This window comes from Bradyrhizobium sp. A11 (assembly GCF_042077125.1).
In the GTDB taxonomy this organism is placed as follows: domain Bacteria; phylum Pseudomonadota; class Alphaproteobacteria; order Rhizobiales; family Xanthobacteraceae; genus Bradyrhizobium; species Bradyrhizobium japonicum_B.
Genome location: NZ_CP149509.1, coordinates 3,067,048 through 3,084,588, shown reverse-complemented (window position 1 = coordinate 3,084,588; position 17,541 = coordinate 3,067,048). Strand labels below are relative to the sequence as shown.

Annotated in this window: 12 protein-coding genes; 1 reads left to right on the top strand and 11 read right to left on the bottom strand. The window is 64.8% G+C overall.

Features of this window, described 5'->3' with window-relative positions; all coding sequences use genetic code 11:
• Nucleotides 1–88: 88 nt before the first annotated feature.
• From WI560_RS14210 to WI560_RS14190, 5 genes are all read right to left on the bottom strand, one after another.
• Nucleotides 89–832 (bottom strand): carbonic anhydrase, encoded by a 744-nt coding sequence (locus WI560_RS14210; protein WP_375308485.1) that lies wholly within the window; start codon nucleotides 830–832, stop codon nucleotides 89–91.
• A 114-nt stretch (nucleotides 833–946) separates the two neighbouring features.
• Entirely contained in the window at nucleotides 947–4,450 is a 3,504-nt protein-coding gene (gene dnaE / locus WI560_RS14205) for a DNA polymerase III subunit alpha (protein ID WP_375308839.1), read from the bottom strand.
• Nucleotides 4,451–4,928: 478 nt separating this feature from the next.
• On the bottom strand, nucleotides 4,929–5,654 hold the full coding sequence (locus tag WI560_RS14200; RefSeq protein ID WP_375308484.1) for an outer membrane protein: 726 nt from the start codon (nucleotides 5,652–5,654) through the stop codon (nucleotides 4,929–4,931).
• A gap of 357 nt (nucleotides 5,655–6,011) precedes the next feature.
• Nucleotides 6,012–9,161 carry a GAF domain-containing protein gene (locus tag WI560_RS14195; protein ID WP_375308483.1) on the bottom strand — a complete coding sequence of 1,050 codons (3,150 nt, stop codon included), beginning with the start codon at nucleotides 9,159–9,161 and terminating at the stop codon, nucleotides 6,012–6,014.
• A gap of 224 nt (nucleotides 9,162–9,385) precedes the next feature.
• Nucleotides 9,386–10,171, bottom strand: coding sequence for a helix-turn-helix transcriptional regulator (locus WI560_RS14190; protein ID WP_375308482.1), 786 nt, complete (start codon nucleotides 10,169–10,171; stop codon nucleotides 9,386–9,388).
• A gap of 111 nt (nucleotides 10,172–10,282) precedes the next feature.
• On the opposite strand from WI560_RS14190, the gene WI560_RS14185 reads away from it, so the two are divergent.
• Entirely contained in the window at nucleotides 10,283–11,362 is a 1,080-nt protein-coding gene (locus WI560_RS14185) for a zinc-binding dehydrogenase (RefSeq protein WP_375308481.1), read from the top strand.
• A gap of 92 nt (nucleotides 11,363–11,454) precedes the next feature.
• On the opposite strand, the gene WI560_RS14180 is transcribed toward WI560_RS14185, so the two are convergent.
• From WI560_RS14180 to WI560_RS14155, 6 genes are all read right to left on the bottom strand, one after another.
• A complete protein-coding gene (locus tag WI560_RS14180) occupies nucleotides 11,455–12,156 on the bottom strand; it encodes an ABC transporter ATP-binding protein (protein WP_375160533.1) in 702 nt (233 codons plus the stop codon).
• Between the two features lie 7 nt (nucleotides 12,157–12,163).
• Nucleotides 12,164–13,444 (bottom strand): lipoprotein-releasing ABC transporter permease subunit, encoded by a 1,281-nt coding sequence (locus WI560_RS14175; RefSeq protein WP_028136099.1) that lies wholly within the window; start codon nucleotides 13,442–13,444, stop codon nucleotides 12,164–12,166.
• A 90-nt stretch (nucleotides 13,445–13,534) separates the two neighbouring features.
• Nucleotides 13,535–14,854 (bottom strand): proline--tRNA ligase, encoded by a 1,320-nt coding sequence (gene proS, locus WI560_RS14170; protein WP_375308480.1) that lies wholly within the window; start codon nucleotides 14,852–14,854, stop codon nucleotides 13,535–13,537.
• A 412-nt stretch (nucleotides 14,855–15,266) separates the two neighbouring features.
• Nucleotides 15,267–15,803 (bottom strand): copper chaperone PCu(A)C, encoded by a 537-nt coding sequence (locus WI560_RS14165; protein WP_375308479.1) that lies wholly within the window; start codon nucleotides 15,801–15,803, stop codon nucleotides 15,267–15,269.
• 28 nt (nucleotides 15,804–15,831) lie between these two features.
• Nucleotides 15,832–16,329, bottom strand: a complete 498-nt coding sequence (locus WI560_RS14160) for a TlpA family protein disulfide reductase (RefSeq protein ID WP_375308478.1) — start codon at nucleotides 16,327–16,329, stop codon at nucleotides 15,832–15,834.
• The gene (locus WI560_RS14155) at nucleotides 16,326–17,537 is read right to left on the bottom strand and encodes a sialidase family protein (RefSeq protein WP_375308477.1); all 1,212 of its coding nucleotides are present in this window, start codon (nucleotides 17,535–17,537) and stop codon (nucleotides 16,326–16,328) included. The genes WI560_RS14160 and WI560_RS14155 overlap by 4 nt, the downstream gene beginning before the upstream one ends.
• Nucleotides 17,538–17,541 lie beyond the last annotated feature (4 nt).

Genomic DNA, 17,541 nt, shown 5'->3' with positions numbered 1-17,541 from the left:
TGCGATCAGACCGGACAATCGAGCCGGCCGAACGTCTGGCGGCCGGCCTCTCACGGCTAGAGGCGCGGCCGTCTGGCATCCGATGCACTCAGCTCTGGGCCAGCAACTCGACGGCCCCCGTGCTCAGCCGATAGATGCCGCCGACCACCTTGAGCTTGCCCTGCTCGACCGCCGCATTGAGGATCGGCGCGGCCGATTTCAGCTTGGCGACGTTATCGACGACGTTCTGACGGATGGCGTTGTCGAGCGCATTCCCGCTCTGCTGGGCCGCCGTCTTCACCGCCGGTGCGATCGCGGAGATCAGCGTCGGGATGTGCCCGGGCAGCGGCTTGTCGTCCTTCAGCGACTTGATCGTGGCGTCGACGGCACCGCAATTGTCGTGGCCGAGCACCAGGATCAGCGGCGTGCCGAGCACGGCGACGGTGTATTCCATGCTCGCAACGGTCTCATCGCCGGCAAAATTCCCGGCGACGCGGCACACGAACAGATCGCCGCGTCCGCTGTCGAAGGCATATTCGGGCGCGATGCGCGAATCGGCGCAGCTCAGAACGGCCGCGTAGGGATTTTGGCCGCCGACCAGAGCCTCGCGCTCATGCTTGAAATCGTGGCGGCGCGACACGCCCGACACGTAGCGCGAATTGCCCTCCATCAACCGCTTCAGCGCCGCATCGGGCGACAGCACGTTCTGGGGTTTCGGCGGCGCCTTCGCCTCCTTGGCCGACGCCGCCCCGCCAAGCGCAGCAGCTCCGAGCGCGGAAGCGGCGAAGAGCATCATCGAGCGGCGGGAGGGAGCGAGCGATTGATGCGGATTTTCAGAGCATTTGTCACACATGGTTGTTCTTTCTTGGTTGCGCGCCGGGAAGCAACTGATAGCTGTGCCCGGCAGACTTCGAAACCATGCGTGAGCTTGATAGTTAAGCTTTGGTTTGCGGCGATGCAGGCCGCGTCAGATCTGCTGCACGTCCACCACGCCCGCGACCGCCTTGATTGCGCCGGCGATCTGCGGCGAGACCTTGAAGCGGCCGGGCAGCTTCATCTCGACCTCGGTCTCGAGGTCGAGCATCATCACCAGCGAGACCTCGCCGTCGCCGTTTCCGCGCGGCGCGATACCGGGACTGCCGACCTTCGGCGCAGCGCCGTTCGAGGCCGCGATGTCGGGGCCGGCCAGACGCTTGGCGATCGAATCCAGCGGCTTGGTGTCGCGCACGAAAATGCGCAGGCCCTTCTGCGTCTTGGCGGCGGCATCGTCGAGCGGCTCGGCATGCAGCACGCGGGCGCGGACGTCCTCGCCCTGCAGCTCGGCGCCGAGCTGCAGCAGCACGGCGGCGCCCGGCTCCAGCACGTCGCGATATTGCGCGAGGCCTTCGGAGAACAGCACCGCCTCGAAATGGCCGGTGGGATCGGAGAGTCCCATGATGCCCATCTTGTTGCCGGTCTTGGTGCGCCGCTCCATGCGCGAGACCACGGTGGCGGCGACCTTGCCGGCGGTGGCGCCGGTCTTCACCGCGCGCGAGAATTCCGCCCAGCTCTGCACCCGGAGCCGCTTCAGCACGGTGGCGTAATCGTCGAGCGGATGGCCCGACAGGAAGAAGCCGACGGCGTCGTATTCGCGGCGGAGCTTTTCGGCCGGCAGCCAGGGCTCGATCTGCGGCAGCATGATGGTCGGCGCATCCGCCGACATCCCGAACATGTCGTTCTGGCCGATGGTCTCGGCCTGATGCGCGCGCTGGCAGGCGGCCAGGATCGAGTCCGCGCCGGCGAAGACCCGGGCGCGGTTCGGCTCCAGCGTGTCGAAGGCGCCGGCGGCAGCGAGACTTTCGATGATGCGCTTGTTGATCGCGCGCGGATTGACCCGCGCGGCGAAGTCGGCGAGCGAGGTGAACAATCCGCGCTTGGTGCGCTCCTCGATGATCTGCTCGATCGCCTGGATGCCCACGCCCTTGAGCGCTGCTAGCGCATAATAGATGGTCTTGTCGCCGACCTCGAAGGTCGCACCGGAGCGGTTGATGTTCGGCGGCTCGACCTTGATGCCGAGGCGCTGCGCCTCGGAGCGGAATTCGGAGAGCTTGTCGGTGTTGTTGAGATCAAGCGTCATCGACGCCGCGATGAACTCCACCGGGTAATGCGCCTTCATGTAGGCGGTGTGGTAGGACACCAGCGCGTAGGCTGCCGCGTGGCTCTTGTTGAAGCCGTAATCGGCGAACTTCGCCAGCAGCTCGAAGATGGTCTCGGCCTGCCCCTTCGGCACGCCGTTCTTCACCGCGCCGGCGACGAAGATGTCGCGCTGCTTGTCCATCTCGGCGCGGATCTTCTTGCCCATGGCGCGGCGGAGCAGGTCGGCGTCGCCGAGCGAATAGCCCGACATCACCTGGGCGATCTGCATCACCTGTTCCTGGTAGATGATGACGCCGAAGGTCTCCTTCAGGATCGGCTCCAGCACGGGATGCAGGTATTCCGGCTCCTCGTCGCCGTGCTTGCGCGCGCAATAGGTCGGGATGTTCGCCATCGGGCCCGGCCGATACAGCGCCACCAGCGCGATGATGTCCTCGAAACGGTCCGGGCGCATGTCGACCAGCGCGCGACGCATGCCCTGGCTTTCAACCTGGAACACGCCGACCACCTCGCCGCGGGCCAGCATCTGGTAGCTCTCGGCATCGTCGATCGGCAGCGTGGCGAGATCGACGTGGATGTTGCGCGGCTTGAGCAGCTTCACCGCGACGTCGAGGACGGTGAGCGTCTTCAGGCCGAGGAAGTCGAATTTGACGAGGCCGGCCGGCTCGACCCATTTCATGTTGAACTGGGTCACCGGCATGTCGGATTTGGGATCGCGGTAGAGCGGCACGAGCTCGCTCAACGGGCGATCGCCGATCACGATGCCGGCGGCGTGGGTCGAGGCGTGCCGCGTCAGGCCTTCGAGGCGCTGCGCGATGTCGAAGGCGCGCGCCACGATGGGATCTTCGTCACGGAACGCCTGGAGCTTCGGCTCGCTCTCGATCGCGGCCGCAAGGGTCACCGGTGCCGCCGGATTCTGCGGCACCAGCTTGGTCAGCTTATCGACCTGGCCATAGGGCATCTGCAGCACGCGGCCGACGTCGCGCAGCACGCCGCGCGCCTGCAGCGTTCCGAAAGTGATGATCTGCGCGACCTGGTCGCGGCCGTAACGCTCCTGGACGTACCTGATCACCTCGCCGCGGCGGTCCTGGCAGAAGTCGATGTCGAAGTCCGGCATCGAGACGCGTTCGGGATTGAGGAACCGCTCGAACAGCAGGCCGAACTTGATCGGATCGAGGTCGGTGATGGTCAGTGCCCAGGCAACCAGCGAGCCGGCGCCGGAGCCGCGGCCCGGCCCGACCGGAATGCCTTGGCTCTTCGCCCATTTGATGAAGTCGGACACGATCAGGAAGTAGCCCGCGTATTTCATGCGCATGATGACGTCGAGCTCGAACGCCAGGCGCTTGTTGTAGTCCTCTTCGGTGGTGCCCTGCGACAGGCCGTGAACGCGGAGACGGTTGGCGAGCCCCTCCTCCGCCTGGCGCTTCAGCTCGGCGGCCTCCACCGACGCGGCGTCCGAGCTCTGCGCGGCGCCGACGGTGAAGAGCGGCAGGATCGGCTTGCGCGTCATCGGGCGGAAGCAGCATCGCTCTGCGATCTCCACCGTCGAGGCCAGCGCCTCGGGAATGTCGGCGAACAGCACCGCCATCTCGGCGCGCGTCTTGAAACGATGATCGGGCGTGAGCTGCTCGCGCTCGGTCTCGGCGATCAGCCGCCCGCCGGCGATGCAGAGCAGCGCGTCATGCGCCTCGTAATCGTCGGTCGTCGCGAAATAAGGCTCGTTGGTCGCGACCAGGGGCAGGCCCTTGGCGTAGGCGATGTCGATCAAGCCGCTTTCGACCCGCCGCTCCTTCTCGGTGTTGTGACGCTGCAATTCGATGTAGAGGCGATCGCCGAACAGGCCGGCCAGACGCTCGCAGCGCAAGGCGGCGAGCTCGGCATGACCGCCGGCGAGCGCCAGCGAGATCGGCCCGTCCGGTCCGCCCGTCAGCGCGATCAGGCCCTCGGTCTCGCCCTCGAGCCAGTCGAACTTGATGTGGGAGGCATGGGTGTCCGGCGTCTCCAGGAACGCGCGCGAGTTCAGCCGCATCAGGCTGCGATAGCCGCGCTCCTGCGCTGCCAGCAGCACCACGCGCGAGGGCCCCATCGCGTTGCGCGCATTCGGATCCTGATCGCCGAAATCGATCGCCAGCTCGCAGCCGACGATCGGCTGGATGCCGGAGCTCGCCATCTTGTCGGAGAACTCCAGCGCGCCGAACATGTTGTCGGTGTCGGTCAGCGCCAGCGCCGGCTGGTGGTCCTTCTTGGCAAGCTCGGCGAGCTTGGCGATCTTGATCGAGCCCTTGAGCAGCGAATAGGCCGAGTGAACGTGAAGGTGGACAAATCCGGCGCTCGGCATGGTCGCGTGACGGCCTCTTGCAGATGGAATGGAGCGGTCGCCGGCTCCCCAAGGCATCATGCACCCTGCATCTGCCCTCTTTTGCCGACTCGCCTCGCAATGGTGAGGTGCCGCAGCTTCAGAGTCCACGCCCGAGCGGCCAATTGGCCGCGTCGTCCTGCTTTTCCCCAAGGGCCAACGGGACTCCCGCCTTCAAGCGGCGGAATCAGAGCTGCGGTATCACTTGAGCCCAGATCGCGATCATCCCGACGAACAGCGTGATCGACGCCAGTGCGGCGGCCTCTTCGACGAAAACCCTGAACATGTCTCGCTCCCTTGCTAGAACGTATGAAGAACATTGTTCTCATTTTGTTCTGAGGAGTCAAGCGCGCCGGACGACCGCCAAGGTCCATGGTTAACTCGATGAAATGACGCAATAAAAAAGCCCCGGCCAAAAGGCCGGGGCTCTCGACGACCGCTCCCAGGAGAGCGATCGGTCTCAGTAACGGCCGAGCATCGGGCCGCCGAACTTGTAGTTCAGGCGGACGAGGCCCATGTCGACGTCCTGCTTGATGCGGTCGGTTCCCGCGAGGCCGGCGAAGGTGACGTCCTTGTCCGACAGGAAGATATGGTTGTATTCGACGCCAACCGACCAGTTCGGCGCGAAGCCGAACTCGAGACCAGCGCCGACCGTGCCGCCCCAACGGGTCTGGTCGTTCGAGGACAGCAGCGCGCCCGAAGCCGTGCTGTAAACGTCGTACTTGGCGCCGACGACAGCCGCACCGCCCTTGACGTAGAGCAGCACGTTGTTCCAGGCGTAACCGACCTGACCGGTGATCAGGCCGAACGAGTCGATCTTGGTGCGGTTGCGGGTGGCGAACAGTGCGCTGACGTTGTCGCCCGTGAAGTCGGCCCAGTTGCCCTGGCCTTCGAGGCCGAACACGAACTGACCGGACTGCCAGCGATAGCCGATCTGGCCACCGACCGTCCCGCCGGTCGCGTCGTGCGAACCTTCGCGGCCACCACCGACGAGATCCCAGGTGCTGTGCGCGGAACCGCCGCCGCCGTTGATGCCGATGTAGAAACCGCTCCAGTCGTACACCGCAGCGAGCGCCGCCGGCGGAGCCTTGGTGTAAGGCCGCGCCGCGAGGTCAGCAGCCAGCGCCGGCGCAGCCGCGCTCAGCGCGACAAGGCTCACAGCGGCAAGCAACAAATTCTTTCTCATTTGATTCCCGTTCCAGTTTCTTCAGAGGCCCCCGGGCCGTGCCGTCGTCATATCAGCGATCGACAGAATTGCTGTAACCGCGACGACACAGTTGGCGCCAAAGGGCCGCGCTTCATTAATGAAGATTTATCAGCGCGCGCCCGAAACCCTTTGAAACAAGTGTCTTCCCGTTGTTCCAATGTTCGCGACGAGGCATAGGCTGCGGACTCGCGTAACAGCGCCGCGCGCACATTCGCGTGATGGCGAGTTGAAACTGTGCGAACGCGACTGCTCCTCATTGTCGCCACATTTTCGCTCGCACCGCCAACATTTGCATTCATGTTTGAGCGCAAGCGCGCGGCGCGATGCGATATCTCTTCAACCCTCGTCGAGCAGACTGCGAACCTTGGCAGCGAGGTCTTCGATCGCGAAGGGCTTGGACAGCAGATGCTTGCCGGCATCGAGCATGCCGTTGTGGACGATGGCGTTGCGCGTGTAACCGGTGGTGAACAGCACCTTCAGATCCGGGCGTCGCTTCGACAACTCGGTAGCAAGTTCGGCGCCGGTCATGTCGGGCATGACGACGTCGGTAAACAGCAGATCTGGAACGAAACCCTCTTCAATCGTCCTGATCGCTTCCTTGGCACTCGCCGCTTCGACGACCGTATAGCCAAGCTCACGCAGGCTTTCGGACGAGACGCTGCGGACCCGCTCATCGTCCTCGACGACGAGGATGGTCTCGCCCTGAAGGCTTGCACCGGGATGCGCCGCGCCTGGCGACGAAGTCGAGACAGCCTCTTCGCCCGCGAAGCGCGGAAGATAGATCTTCACCGTCGTGCCGACGTCGACTTCCGAGTAGATTTTCACGTGCCCGCCCGACTGCCGCACGAAGCCGTAGACCTGACTGAGGCCGAGACCGGTGCCCTTGCCCACGACCTTGGTCGTGAAGAACGGATCGAACACCTTTCCCAGCAGGTCGGTCGGAATTCCGGTGCCGTTGTCCGTGACCGCAATCAAGACGTACTGCCCGGGCGACAATGCATATTCCCGGGCATATTTGCGGTCGATCGAGGCGTTGCTGGTCTCCAACGTCAACCGGCCGCCCTTCGGCATGGCATCGCGCGCATTGACCGCGAGATTGATAATGGCGCTTTCCAGCTGGGCCGGATCGGCCTTGACGCGCCAAAGGCCGGCCGCCAGCACGGTCTCGAGGCGAATAAGCTCTCCGAGCGAGCGTTCGAGCAGCTCGCTCATCCCCCCGACCATCTTGTTGATGTCCACGACTTCAGGCGCCAGAGGCTGTTGCCGCGAGAACGCGAGCAGCCTCTGTGTCAAGGTGGCCGCGCGGTTCGCACCGTCGATGGCCCCCTCGAGAAAACGGTCGATGTTGACCTCTCCCTTGCCGAGCCGTCGCTTGGCGAGATTCAAGCTGCCGAGAATCACGGCCAGCATGTTGTTGAAGTCGTGCGCGATCCCGCCGGTCAGCTGCCCGACGGCTTCCATCTTCTGGGATTGCCGCAATTGCTCCTCGGCCTTCATGCGCTCGGCGATCTCGTCGGCGACGCGCTGCTCCAGCTCGGCATTGAGCGCCTCGAGCCGGGTCAGAAGCTGGGCGTTGTCGATCGCGGTGGCGGCATGACCGGCAATTCCGAGCAACGCGGCCTCATGCTCGGCCTGGAATTTGCCGGTCTCGGCGTGGCCGAAGAAGAGCCCGCCCAGGACTTCGCCCGTTCGCGAGATCACTGGCACCGCAAGGTAAGATCGAACCGGAAGATGGCCCTCGGGCATGCCCTTCCGCGGCGCATTCTTGCCATAGCGCGGGTCCTGCAGGATGTCGTCGGACCGCACCACGCCCACGCCCTTGAACGTCGGCTCGAACACGGCCGTGCTGCGCGGCATCGGGAATCTCTCGAAAGCGGATCGCGGCACGCCCGACAGCGAATAAAGCATGTAACTGCCGCCATCCGCCGTCACGACATTGTAGAAGAAGGCCCCGAACTGCGCGCCCGTCAGCTCGACGCCGGCATCCGTCACGATCTGCACGATCTTATCGAGGTCGCGCTCGCGGGCCACCGACGCGCCGGTGTCGTTCAATATTCTCAGGTGGCGCTCGGTTTTCTTTTGCGCCGAGATGTCCAGCACGGTCCCGATGAAACGAACAGCCTGGCCGTTGGAGAAGATGGCCTGCCCCGTCGCGGCGATCCAGCGCTCGATACCGTCCTCGATGCCGACGGTTCGGTATTGGATGTTGTAGCTCGTCGGAGCCTGAGAATTCAGCGCCGCCGAGACGGCTTCGTGAGCGCGCTGCCTGTCGTCGGGATGCATGCCCTTCAGGAACGATCCCTCATAGCTCACCTCGGCGTCCGGCGAGAGGCCGAACACCTCCTTGCAACGGCTGTCCCATCGCAAGACGTCGCTGACCGGGTCGTAGTCCCATGTGCCGATGCCGGCCGCCTTGTTCGCGAGGACCAGCCGTTCGGCCGCGTCCCGGGCCGCCTGCTCCGAGCGGACGCGCTCGATATGCGCCCATGATCGTTCGGTCACCTCGGAGAGCAAGGCGAGCTCGCGCGACGTCCAGCGGTGCGGGCCGCGGCGATGAATGGCCATCAGGGCAGTGAGCCGGCCCTCCTTGACGAGGGGCATGCAGATCGTCGAACCGATCCCGATATTCTGGAACGCGGCAGCTTCCTCGGGCGCGATCTCCTTCAAATTGTCGTTGATGATGAGAGGCCTGCCGGCTCCAAGCTCTCGCACCGCCTTCCGGCCGAAATCGGCCAGGCTGTAATGCCCAAGGATGTGCATCGCGCCGGGCGCGGCCCAATCGCCGCGAATGGTGAAGCCGTCCTGATCGGGATCCATGTCGGCGTAGGCGCAATTGGAAACGCCGAGATGCTCGCCGAGCATCCTGGTCGTCACCGCCATCACACCATCGGCATCTTGGATCTTGGCCGTCTCCTTGTTGAGTGCGTCCAGAAAGAGCAGCCTGGCCTCGTTCTCCCGCACGGCCGTCTCCGCGCGGCGACGCTCGACCGCGGTGCGGGTGCGCTCGGCGACGTCGCGGATGAGCTCCAGTTCGTCAGGGCTCCATTCGCGCGGCGCCGCGTTATTGAGGTACAGCAGCGCCACGACCCCGTCGGGCTCGGAGATCGGCATATTGACGAGCGCGCGCGCAGAGATGGCTTCGAGCGCTGCGGCGCGGTCGCCGACGCGGGGATCTTTTTCCGCATCGGCGCAGACGACGGTCTCGCCCCGCTTCAGATCTTCGATGTAGCTGCCATAGTCGCGAAAGTGCAGCACGCCAGCGAGGCTCGAAATGCCCGGCGCGTTCCAGTCGCGGACGATGGTGATGGTTTCGGCGGAAGTATCGACCGTGCCATAGCCTGCCCGGCTGACCTTCAGACTCCGGCCGAGCAGCTCAGCCGCGGCGTAGGCAAGATCGTCGGGATTATTGATCTCTCGGATGTAGTCGCCAAGTGCAGCCAGGACGGCATTGCGATCGGTCGAGGTCCCCCCGGCCGCCGTTGTCATCTGCCTCCCCCCGACACTTGCTCGTTTCACCGAATAGCGTTCAAGGCAACCTCGCGACATCCGCTTCCGGCCACGACGACGCCAGCGAGAGCTCGACGCCCCGCGCGTCCTGATAACCTCATGAAGGCGCTAAGGTTCCGGCGAGGTCGCGGGCCGGATCGCAGCCGTGTCGATATTCACCGCGTGGTCCTCGCCGTCGATCTGGAGAAGCTGAAGCCTGCCGATCAGTCCTCCCTCTCGACCGGCGTGTAGATCACCAATTTCAGCGCGGGGTCGTCGTTGGCCTGGAAGCTGGTGTGCTCGAACCGGAGCAGGCCCCTGGTCGGGTGGTTCATGGTCTTGAAGCCGGACATCGTGCTGCGGATGTCGTGGGCCTCCCACCATTTGACGAATTCCGGGCTGCCCTGGCGCAGCCGCGTCAGCAGCTCCGCAAAGGCGGGATCGCCGGCCCAGACGTCGTGGGTGGCGCGAAACATCGCGACCATGCTCCTGGCGACGTCGGTCCAGCTCGCGCCGTAGAACTTTCGCGTCTGCTTGTTCGTCAGCACCAGCAGCAGCGTGTTGCGATCCTGCTCGGGCAATTGCCCGAAGCCGAAGATATCCTCGGCGGCCTCGTTCCAGGCCAGCACGTCCCAGCGCCGCCCGGTGACATAGGCCGGCTGTTGCAGGCTCGCGATCATCCGCCGGATCGGCGCCGGCACGATCTCGCGCGTGAACGCACCTCTGGCGCCATCACGCGCCAATGCCTTCAGGTGCGCGTGCTCGGCCTTGCTCAGACGGAGCGCACGGGCCAGCGCGTCGATGGTGGTGACGGACGGGCTGACGGTGCGGCCCTGCTCGAGGCGGATGTACCAGTCGACGCCGATACCGGCCAGCTGCGCGACCTCCTCGCGGCGCAGCCCCGCGGTGCGCCGGCGGCGCCCTGCCGGAAGCCCGACGGTCTTCGGCGACAGCTTCTCGCGGCGGGATCTGAGAAAATCGCCGAACTCGACGCGGCGTGGGTCGGCCATCGCTGTCGCTCCCGCGGATGGAGGGTCTCCGGAATACTAGGATAATACCAGGCCTTCATGGCTCTTCCAAGGCGGCGCATATCGGCATCATCCGACTTCGAGGTGAACATCATGAAAGCTGCCGTGCTCAAATCCTTCGGTTCGCCACTGGCGATCGAGAATGTCCCTGAACCGGTGCTCGGCACCGGCGAGATCATCGTCGATGTCGTCGCCACGCGCGTCTTGTCCTACATGAACGAAGTCTTCGACGGGACGCGCAATTACGCACTCGACCTGCCGATCATCCCGGGCCCCGGCGGCATTGGCCGGGTGCGCGCAATCGGCCCGGACGCAACCAGGCTCAGCATCGGCGACTGGGTGTTCTGCGATCCGACAGTGCGTTCGCGCGACGACGCGGTGGCGCCCGACATCGCGCTGCAAGGGCTCACCGCCGCCGGCCCCGGCGGCATGCGGCTGCAACAGCATTTTCGCCACGGCTCGTTTACCGAGCAAATGCGCGTGCCGACGGAGAACGTCAAACCCCTCGGGCCGATCGCGTCGGAGGACGCGACGCAATGGTGCGCGCTGGGTACGCTGCTGGTGCCCTATGGCGGCTTCCTCGCCGCAAACCTTCAGCCCGGCGAGACCGTGCTGGTGAGTGGCGCCACGGGTAATTTCGGCAGCGCCGCCGTCTCGGTGGCCCTCGCGATGGGCGCGGCCTGCGTGGTCACGCCGGGCCGCAACGAAAAAATCCTCGCCGACCTCGTCCGCCGCTTCGGCAGCCGCGTGCAACCGGTCAAGCTCACTGGCCATGAAGATCACGACCGCGAAGCGATGAAGCGCGCGGCGCCCTCGCCGATCGATTGCGTGCTCGACATCATGCCGCCGTCGGTCAGCCCGACGGTGGTGCGGGCCGCGATCATGACGGTGCGCCCCTATGGACGCGTCGCGCTGATGGGCGGCGTCGGCATGGCCGGCGGCGCGGGCCTCGAGCTGCCCTACCCCTGGATCATGCGCAACTGCATCAGCATCCACGGCGTCTGGATGTACCCGCCGGATGCCGCGAGCTGTCTGATCGCGCTGGTGCGTGCAGGACTGCTGAGACTAGAGGAGTACCAGGCAACTTCCTTCGACCTCGACCACGCCAACGAGGCCGTGGCGCACGCCGCTGCCAATGGCGGGCCGTTCAAGATCACGGTGATCCGGCCCTGAGGCCTAAGGGCGCGGGCAGCGCCGCCGCCCATTTTTCGCAAGTCCCGTCAGGCACTTGGCTACTGTGCATGGGGTTGTTTTCGCAAATTTTGTCAGTCGAGCTCGATGACCTGGCCGTTGGACAGCGAGACGCGCCGGTCCATGCGGCCGGCGAGCTCCATGTTGTGTGTCGCGATCAGCATCGACACCTTGGTCGCCTTGACCAGCTGCATCAGGGCTTGGAAGACGTGATCGGCGGTGTGCGGGTCGAGGTTGCCGGTCGGCTCGTCCGCGAACAGCACCCGCGGCGCATTGGCCACCGCGCGGGCGATCGCGACGCGCTGCTGCTCGCCGCCCGACAGCTCGGCGGGGCGATGGGTGATGCGGTCGCCGAGGCCGAGATAGCCGAGGATCTCCTTGGCGCGGATGACGCTCTCGGATTTCTTCAGGCCGCGGATCATCTGCGGCAGCATGACGTTCTCGAGCGCGGAGAACTCCGGCAACAGCCGGTGCGACTGGTAGACGAAGCCGATATCGGTACGGCGCAGCTGGGTGCGTTCGATGTCGGGCAGCTGCGAGGTCGGCGCGCCGTTGACATAGACCTCGCCGGAATCCGGCGCCTCGAGCAGCCCTGCAATATGCAGCAGCGTCGACTTGCCGGAGCCCGAGGGAGCCACCAGCGCGACCGATTGACCGGCCCACAGCGCCAGCTTGGCGCCGTCCAAAATCGTCAGCGGCACCTCGCCCTGCAAGTACTGCCGCTTTATCTCGTGGAGATAAATGACCGGTACATCGTCAGCCCCCTGCTGCTCCATCAGCCCCTCACTCGTACCGCAGCGCTTCGACGGGATCGAGGCGCGCGGCGCGCCACGACGGATACAGCGTCGCCAGGAACGACAGCGTCAGCGCCATGATGACGACGGCCGTGGTCTCGCCGATGTCGATTTCGGCAGGCAGCTTCGACAGGAAATACAGCTCGGGCGAGAACAGCTCGGTCGAGGTCAGCCAGGACAGGAATTGCCGGATCGATTCGATGTTGAGGCAGATCACGAGGCCGACGAAGAAGCCGACCAGCGTGCCGACCACGCCGATCGAGGCGCCCGTGATCAGGAAGATCCGCATGATCGAGCCCTGCGAGGCGCCCATCGTGCGCAGGATCGCAATGTCGCTGCCCTTGTCCTTCACCAGCATGATCAGGCCCGACACGATATTCAGCGCCGCGACCAGCACGATCATGGTCAGGATCAGGAACATCACGTTGCGCTCGACCTGGAGCGCGTTGAAGAAGGTCGAGTTGCGCTGCCGCCAATCGACCAGGAACACCGGACGTCCCGCGGCCTCCGTCACCGCCTTGCGGAAGGCGTCGATCCTGTCGGGATTGGTGGTGAACACCTCGATCGAGGTGACGTCGTTGCTGCGGTTGAAATAGGCCTGCGCTTCGGCCAGCGGCATGAACACGAAGCCGAGGTCGTATTCGGACATGCCGATCTCGAACACCGCGACGATCTTGTACGGCTTGATGCGCGGCGTCGTGCCCATCGGGGTCACCGCGCCCTTCGGCGCCACCAGCGTGATGCTGTCGCCGGCATGCAGCGAGAGCTGGTCGGCGAGGCGCCGGCCGATCGCCACGCCCTGCCCTTCGTCGAAGCCTTCGAGCGAGCCCTGCTTGATGTTCTTGGCGATCGAGGTGAGGTTGTTGAGGTCGTCGGAGCGGATGCCGCGCACCAGGACGCCCGAAGCGTTCCATGGCGACGACGCCAGCGCCTGGCCGTCCACCACGGGCGCGGCGAGCCGGATGCCTCCGACCTGGCTGAGGCGGTCGGCGACGTCCTTCCAGTCGGTCAGTGGCGATTCCAGCGGCTGCACCAGGATGTGGCCGTTGAGGCCGAGGATCTTGTCGAGCAGCTCCTTGCGGAAGCCGTTCATCACCGCCATGACGATGATCAGCGTCGCCACACCCAGCATGATGCCGAGAAAGGAGAACCCGGCGATGACCGAGATGAATCCCTCCTTGCGGCGCGCCCGCAAATAGCGCGCCGACAGCATCCACTCGAATGGCGCAAAAGGCGCGGTCTGCACGGTTTCGGTCATGGTCTCATCCATCGCTCGATAATCCCATGATTCGGGGTCAATTGTGGCCGGATTGGCGGCCGCGATATCGCGCGATGAACAATATTCAGCCGACCAGCCTTATCAGCCCACAAGTCTTGCGACCGCGTCCGCAGGCGACATGGTCTCGCGAGAGCCGTCACTTCGCCGCTTGATCTCGACCTTGCCGTCGGCGAGCCCCTTCGGCCCGATCATGATTTGCCAGGGAATACCGATCAGGTCGGCGGCAGCGAACTTGGCACCGGCGCGCTGGTCGGTGTCGTCGTAGAGCACGTCGACGCCCTTGGCGGTGAGCTCGCCATAAAGCTTCTCGCAGGCCGCATCGACGGCGGCATCGCCCTGCTTGAGGTTGAGGATCGAGACGCGGAACGGCGCCACAGCCTCCGGCCATTTGATGCCGGCATCGTCATGGCAGGCCTCGATGATGGCGCCGAGCAGGCGGGAGACGCCGACGCCATAGGACCCGCCATGGATCGGCACGTCGACGCCGTCGGGCCCCGCCACCAGCGCCTTCATCGGCTCGGAATATTTGGTGCCGAAGTAGAAGATCTGCCCGACCTCGATGCCGCGGGTGTTGACCCGCTTGTCCGCCGGCACCTCCTGCTCGAAGCGCGCGGAATCGTGGACGTCTTCAGTCGCGGCGTAGAGTGAGGTCCATTGCTTGATGATCGGCGTCAGGTCGCTCTCGTAGTCGACATCCTCGCCCGGCACCGGCAGGTCCAGCACGTCGCGATTGATGAAGACGCCGGATTCGCCGGTCTCCGCCAGCACGATGAACTCGTGGCTGAGGTCGCCGCCGATCGGGCCGGTCTCGGCGCGCATCGGGATCGCCTTCAGCCCCATCCGCGCGAAGGTGCGCAAATAGGCGACGAACATCTTGTTGTAGGCGACGCGCGCCGCGGCCTCGTTGAGGTCGAATGAATAGGCATCCTTCATCAGGAACTCGCGGCCGCGCATCACGCCGAAACGCGGACGCTGCTCGTCGCGGAATTTCCATTGGATATGATAGAGATTGAGCGGGAGGCTCTTGTAGGACTTCACATAGGCGCGGAAGATCTCGGTGATCATTTCCTCGTTGGTCGGCCCGTACAGCAGCTCCCGCTTGTGGCGATCGGCGATGCGCAGCATCTCCGGGCCATAAGCGTCGTAACGACCGCTCTCGCGCCAGAGATCGGCCAGCTGGAGCGTCGGCATCAAAACCTCGATCGCGCCGGAACGGTCCTGCTCCTCGCGCACGATCTGCTCGATCTTCTTCAGCACGCGGAAGCCGAGCGGCAGCCAGGCGTAGATGCCGGCCGCCTCCTGCCGGATCATGCCGGCGCGAAGCATCAGCCGATGCGAGACGATCTCCGCCTCTTTCGGATTTTCCTTCAGGATGGGCAGAAAGAACCGCGACAACCGCATGGCAATACTCTGGGAATCAGTGATCGGTTGCAGTGAAACCGGATTGAGAGCGAAAATACAAGACCGGGAATGAGGAAAAGCCGCTAAGCAGCGGAATTCCTGTCATTTTTCCGTCGGACTTCAAGTTCAGCGCGAACTTCAGACGCAGGGAAGGACAGCAGCTTCACGTCCGGCGCGGCCGGCTTGCCCTTGAACAATGCCCTACCCCTCGACCGGGATCTCGATCCAACGGCTGACGGTGTTGGCGAGCCCTCCGCAATGGAGCGAACAGCTTGTGGGACGCCGCGCCCACCTCCGCTTGCTTGGTGTCGAGGGACATGTGCGCCGCCGCCCCGGAAGGCGGCGAGCGCGGCAACCAGAAACAGTCAGGATCAGTTCGGCATATCAGGCCTTTCGAGAGCTCGGATCAGCCTCATTTCATCTTCATTCCCGAATGATCCGGCATCTTCTTCATGTCCATGTGACCTGAATGCCCGGCATCGCCGGGGGCCTGCGCGCCGACGCCCTGGACGTCGAGGGAGACCGCGACCTTGCCGGCCTTCTCGAATTGCAGCGTCACCGGTACCTTGTCGCCCTGCTTGAGCGGACCCTTCAGCTCCTGGAGCATCAAATGATTGCCGCCGGGCGCGAGCTTCACCGTCTTGCCGGCCTCGACCACCAGCCCCTTGTCGAGCGCGCGCATCTTCATCACGCCGTTGTCCATCGCCATCTCGTGGATCTCGGACTTGCCGGCGATATCGGCGGAGACGCCGACCAGCCTGTCCGGCGCCGTCCCCTTGTTCTCGATGACGAGATAGCCGCCGGCGACCTTTGCACCGCCCGGGGTCGCGCGGCTCCACGCCTGCGAGATGACGAGATCGCCGGCCTTGACGTCGTCGGCGAGCGACGGTGCTGCGGAGATCGCGAGAGCGAACGCGGCGAGCAGCACGTTTTTCGAGATTGTCTTCATGTCGGTATTCCCTTTGCAGATTTGAGGTTCAGTGTTTGGAGCGTTGTTGCGACGACCATTTTTCGAGATCGGCCATCTCGGCCGAGCCTTCGATCGTCGTGATGGTCCCTTCCGGAGAGATGAGCATGGTCCTGGGGATGTCGCCTTGCCACATCGGGTCGATCTCGAACCGCAGGCGCTCGACGAATCCGTCGTTGAAGATGAAGTTCTCGGTCGACGACAGACCCGCCTTGTCGAGCATCGCTTGCGTCGCCGCCGGCAGGTTCGGCACGAGATCGGCGCTGACCGTGACGACGTCGACGTCGGGATGATCCTTGGCAAACTGTCCGAGCAGCGGCAGCTCGATCTTGCAGGGGCCACAGGTCACGCCCCAGAAATGCACGAGCACGGGGCGGCCGGCGTGTCCCTTGAGGACGCCTTGCCAGGTGCCGCGTTCGAACGGCTTCAGGGCGGGAGATGCGTCCAGCGCCGCCGCTGACGCGATCAGAACGGCAAGGCTCGCAATGCCTGCAAATCGAAATCTCATGGCGTGTCCTCGATAGCTGTCAGCCGGTAGCCGTCCGCCTTCGTCATCCACGAAAGGTAGGTCTTCTTGCCGTTGGAGACGAGCAAGGGGTGATCGGAGGTGTCGCTCGTGCTCGATATCGTCTTCGGCGGCGACCAGGTCTCGCCATCATCTCGGGAGATCGTCATCTGCACCGAAGTCTTCTCGCCGTCGAACTCCTTCCAGACCATCACCGTCCCCACAGGGCCTGCCAGCACGAAGGGCCGCGTCGGGTTGCGGCCCGGCTGCCCCAGCGCCATGGGCGCGGAGAAGGTGCGGCCTTCGTCGCGGGAATGCGCGTAGAACAATCCCTTTCGCGCCTTCCCGTTCGTGTACCAGACCACATGATAGGTCCCGTTCGGCGCAATTGTGAGGCTCGGCCCGTGATGCGGGCAGGCGTTGATCTGCCAATCGTCGGTGCTGACCCGGCGGATTTCTCCCGGCGTTGCAACGTCGGCGAAGGTCATCACCGCATGATCGCGCACCCCGCCGTCAAAAATGTTCCTGAAGATCACGGCCGGCCGCCCGGGCGCGGCGAATGCCAGCCCCAAACGGCAGCACTCGCAGGTGCCGTCGCGCGCGAGACTGGCCTCTGTGTAACCGGCGCCGCCGTCGCGCGAGGCGGCAAAGAACAGCGCCGCGCCCTCGTACTTCCACCCCGCCTCCTTCGCAGGGACACGATTGCGCTTGTCGATCCAGGCTGCAAAGACCGTTCCGTCCTGATCGAGCGCCAGCGCTTCGAACCGCTGGCTCTCGTGGTTGGCGGTGATGGGCTTCAGCTCCGCAAAGCTCTTTCCGCCGTCGGCCGAGCGCGTGTAGAGCACTTCTCCGTTGAAGGCCTCGTCCCTGAAGGTCGAGAAGGCGAGCGCGACGCCGCCGTTGCGATCGACCACGATCTTCGGCCGCGCGTCCGGCCCCCAATCGAGGTTCAAGCGCTTCGTCGTGACCTGCGTCGGCGCCGAAAAATTGCGCCCTTCATCCTGCGAGCTTGCGACAGAGACCTGCCCTCCCGCCATCCAGACCAGCCACAAGGTCCCGTCCGGACCGAAGGCCGGCGTCGCCTTGGTCGCACAGCGCAGCGTCGGCTGCTCACAGGCCGCTTCAGATGCGGGCGGAGCTCGCATCTGTGCCAGCGCCGGCCCATGCGTGAATGCGAGCGCGACGATGGTAATCAGGCCAGTTCGCATCATGGCC

Bases quoted from the DNA above. Each gene is read 5' to 3' on its own strand.
- WI560_RS14195 (WP_375308483.1), bottom strand. From the start codon at position 9,161: ATGACAACGGCGGCCGGGGGGACCTCGACCGATCGCAATGCCGTCCTG.
- WI560_RS14165 (WP_375308479.1), bottom strand. From the start codon at position 15,803: ATGAAGACAATCTCGAAAAACGTGCTGCTCGCCGCGTTCGCTCTCGCG.
- WI560_RS14210 (WP_375308485.1), bottom strand. From the start codon at position 832: ATGTGTGACAAATGCTCTGAAAATCCGCATCAATCGCTCGCTCCCTCC.
- dnaE (WP_375308839.1), bottom strand. From the start codon at position 4,450: ATGCCGAGCGCCGGATTTGTCCACCTTCACGTTCACTCGGCCTATTCG.
- WI560_RS14175 (WP_028136099.1), bottom strand. From the start codon at position 13,444: ATGGATGAGACCATGACCGAAACCGTGCAGACCGCGCCTTTTGCGCCA.
- WI560_RS14185 (WP_375308481.1), top strand. From the start codon at position 10,283: ATGAAAGCTGCCGTGCTCAAATCCTTCGGTTCGCCACTGGCGATCGAG.
- WI560_RS14155 (WP_375308477.1), bottom strand. From the start codon at position 17,537: ATGATGCGAACTGGCCTGATTACCATCGTCGCGCTCGCATTCACGCAT.
- proS (WP_375308480.1), bottom strand. From the start codon at position 14,854: ATGCGGTTGTCGCGGTTCTTTCTGCCCATCCTGAAGGAAAATCCGAAA.
- WI560_RS14160 (WP_375308478.1), bottom strand. From the start codon at position 16,329: ATGAGATTTCGATTTGCAGGCATTGCGAGCCTTGCCGTTCTGATCGCG.
- WI560_RS14200 (WP_375308484.1), bottom strand. From the start codon at position 5,654: ATGAGAAAGAATTTGTTGCTTGCCGCTGTGAGCCTTGTCGCGCTGAGC.
- WI560_RS14190 (WP_375308482.1), bottom strand. From the start codon at position 10,171: ATGGCCGACCCACGCCGCGTCGAGTTCGGCGATTTTCTCAGATCCCGC.
- WI560_RS14180 (WP_375160533.1), bottom strand. From the start codon at position 12,156: ATGGAGCAGCAGGGGGCTGACGATGTACCGGTCATTTATCTCCACGAG.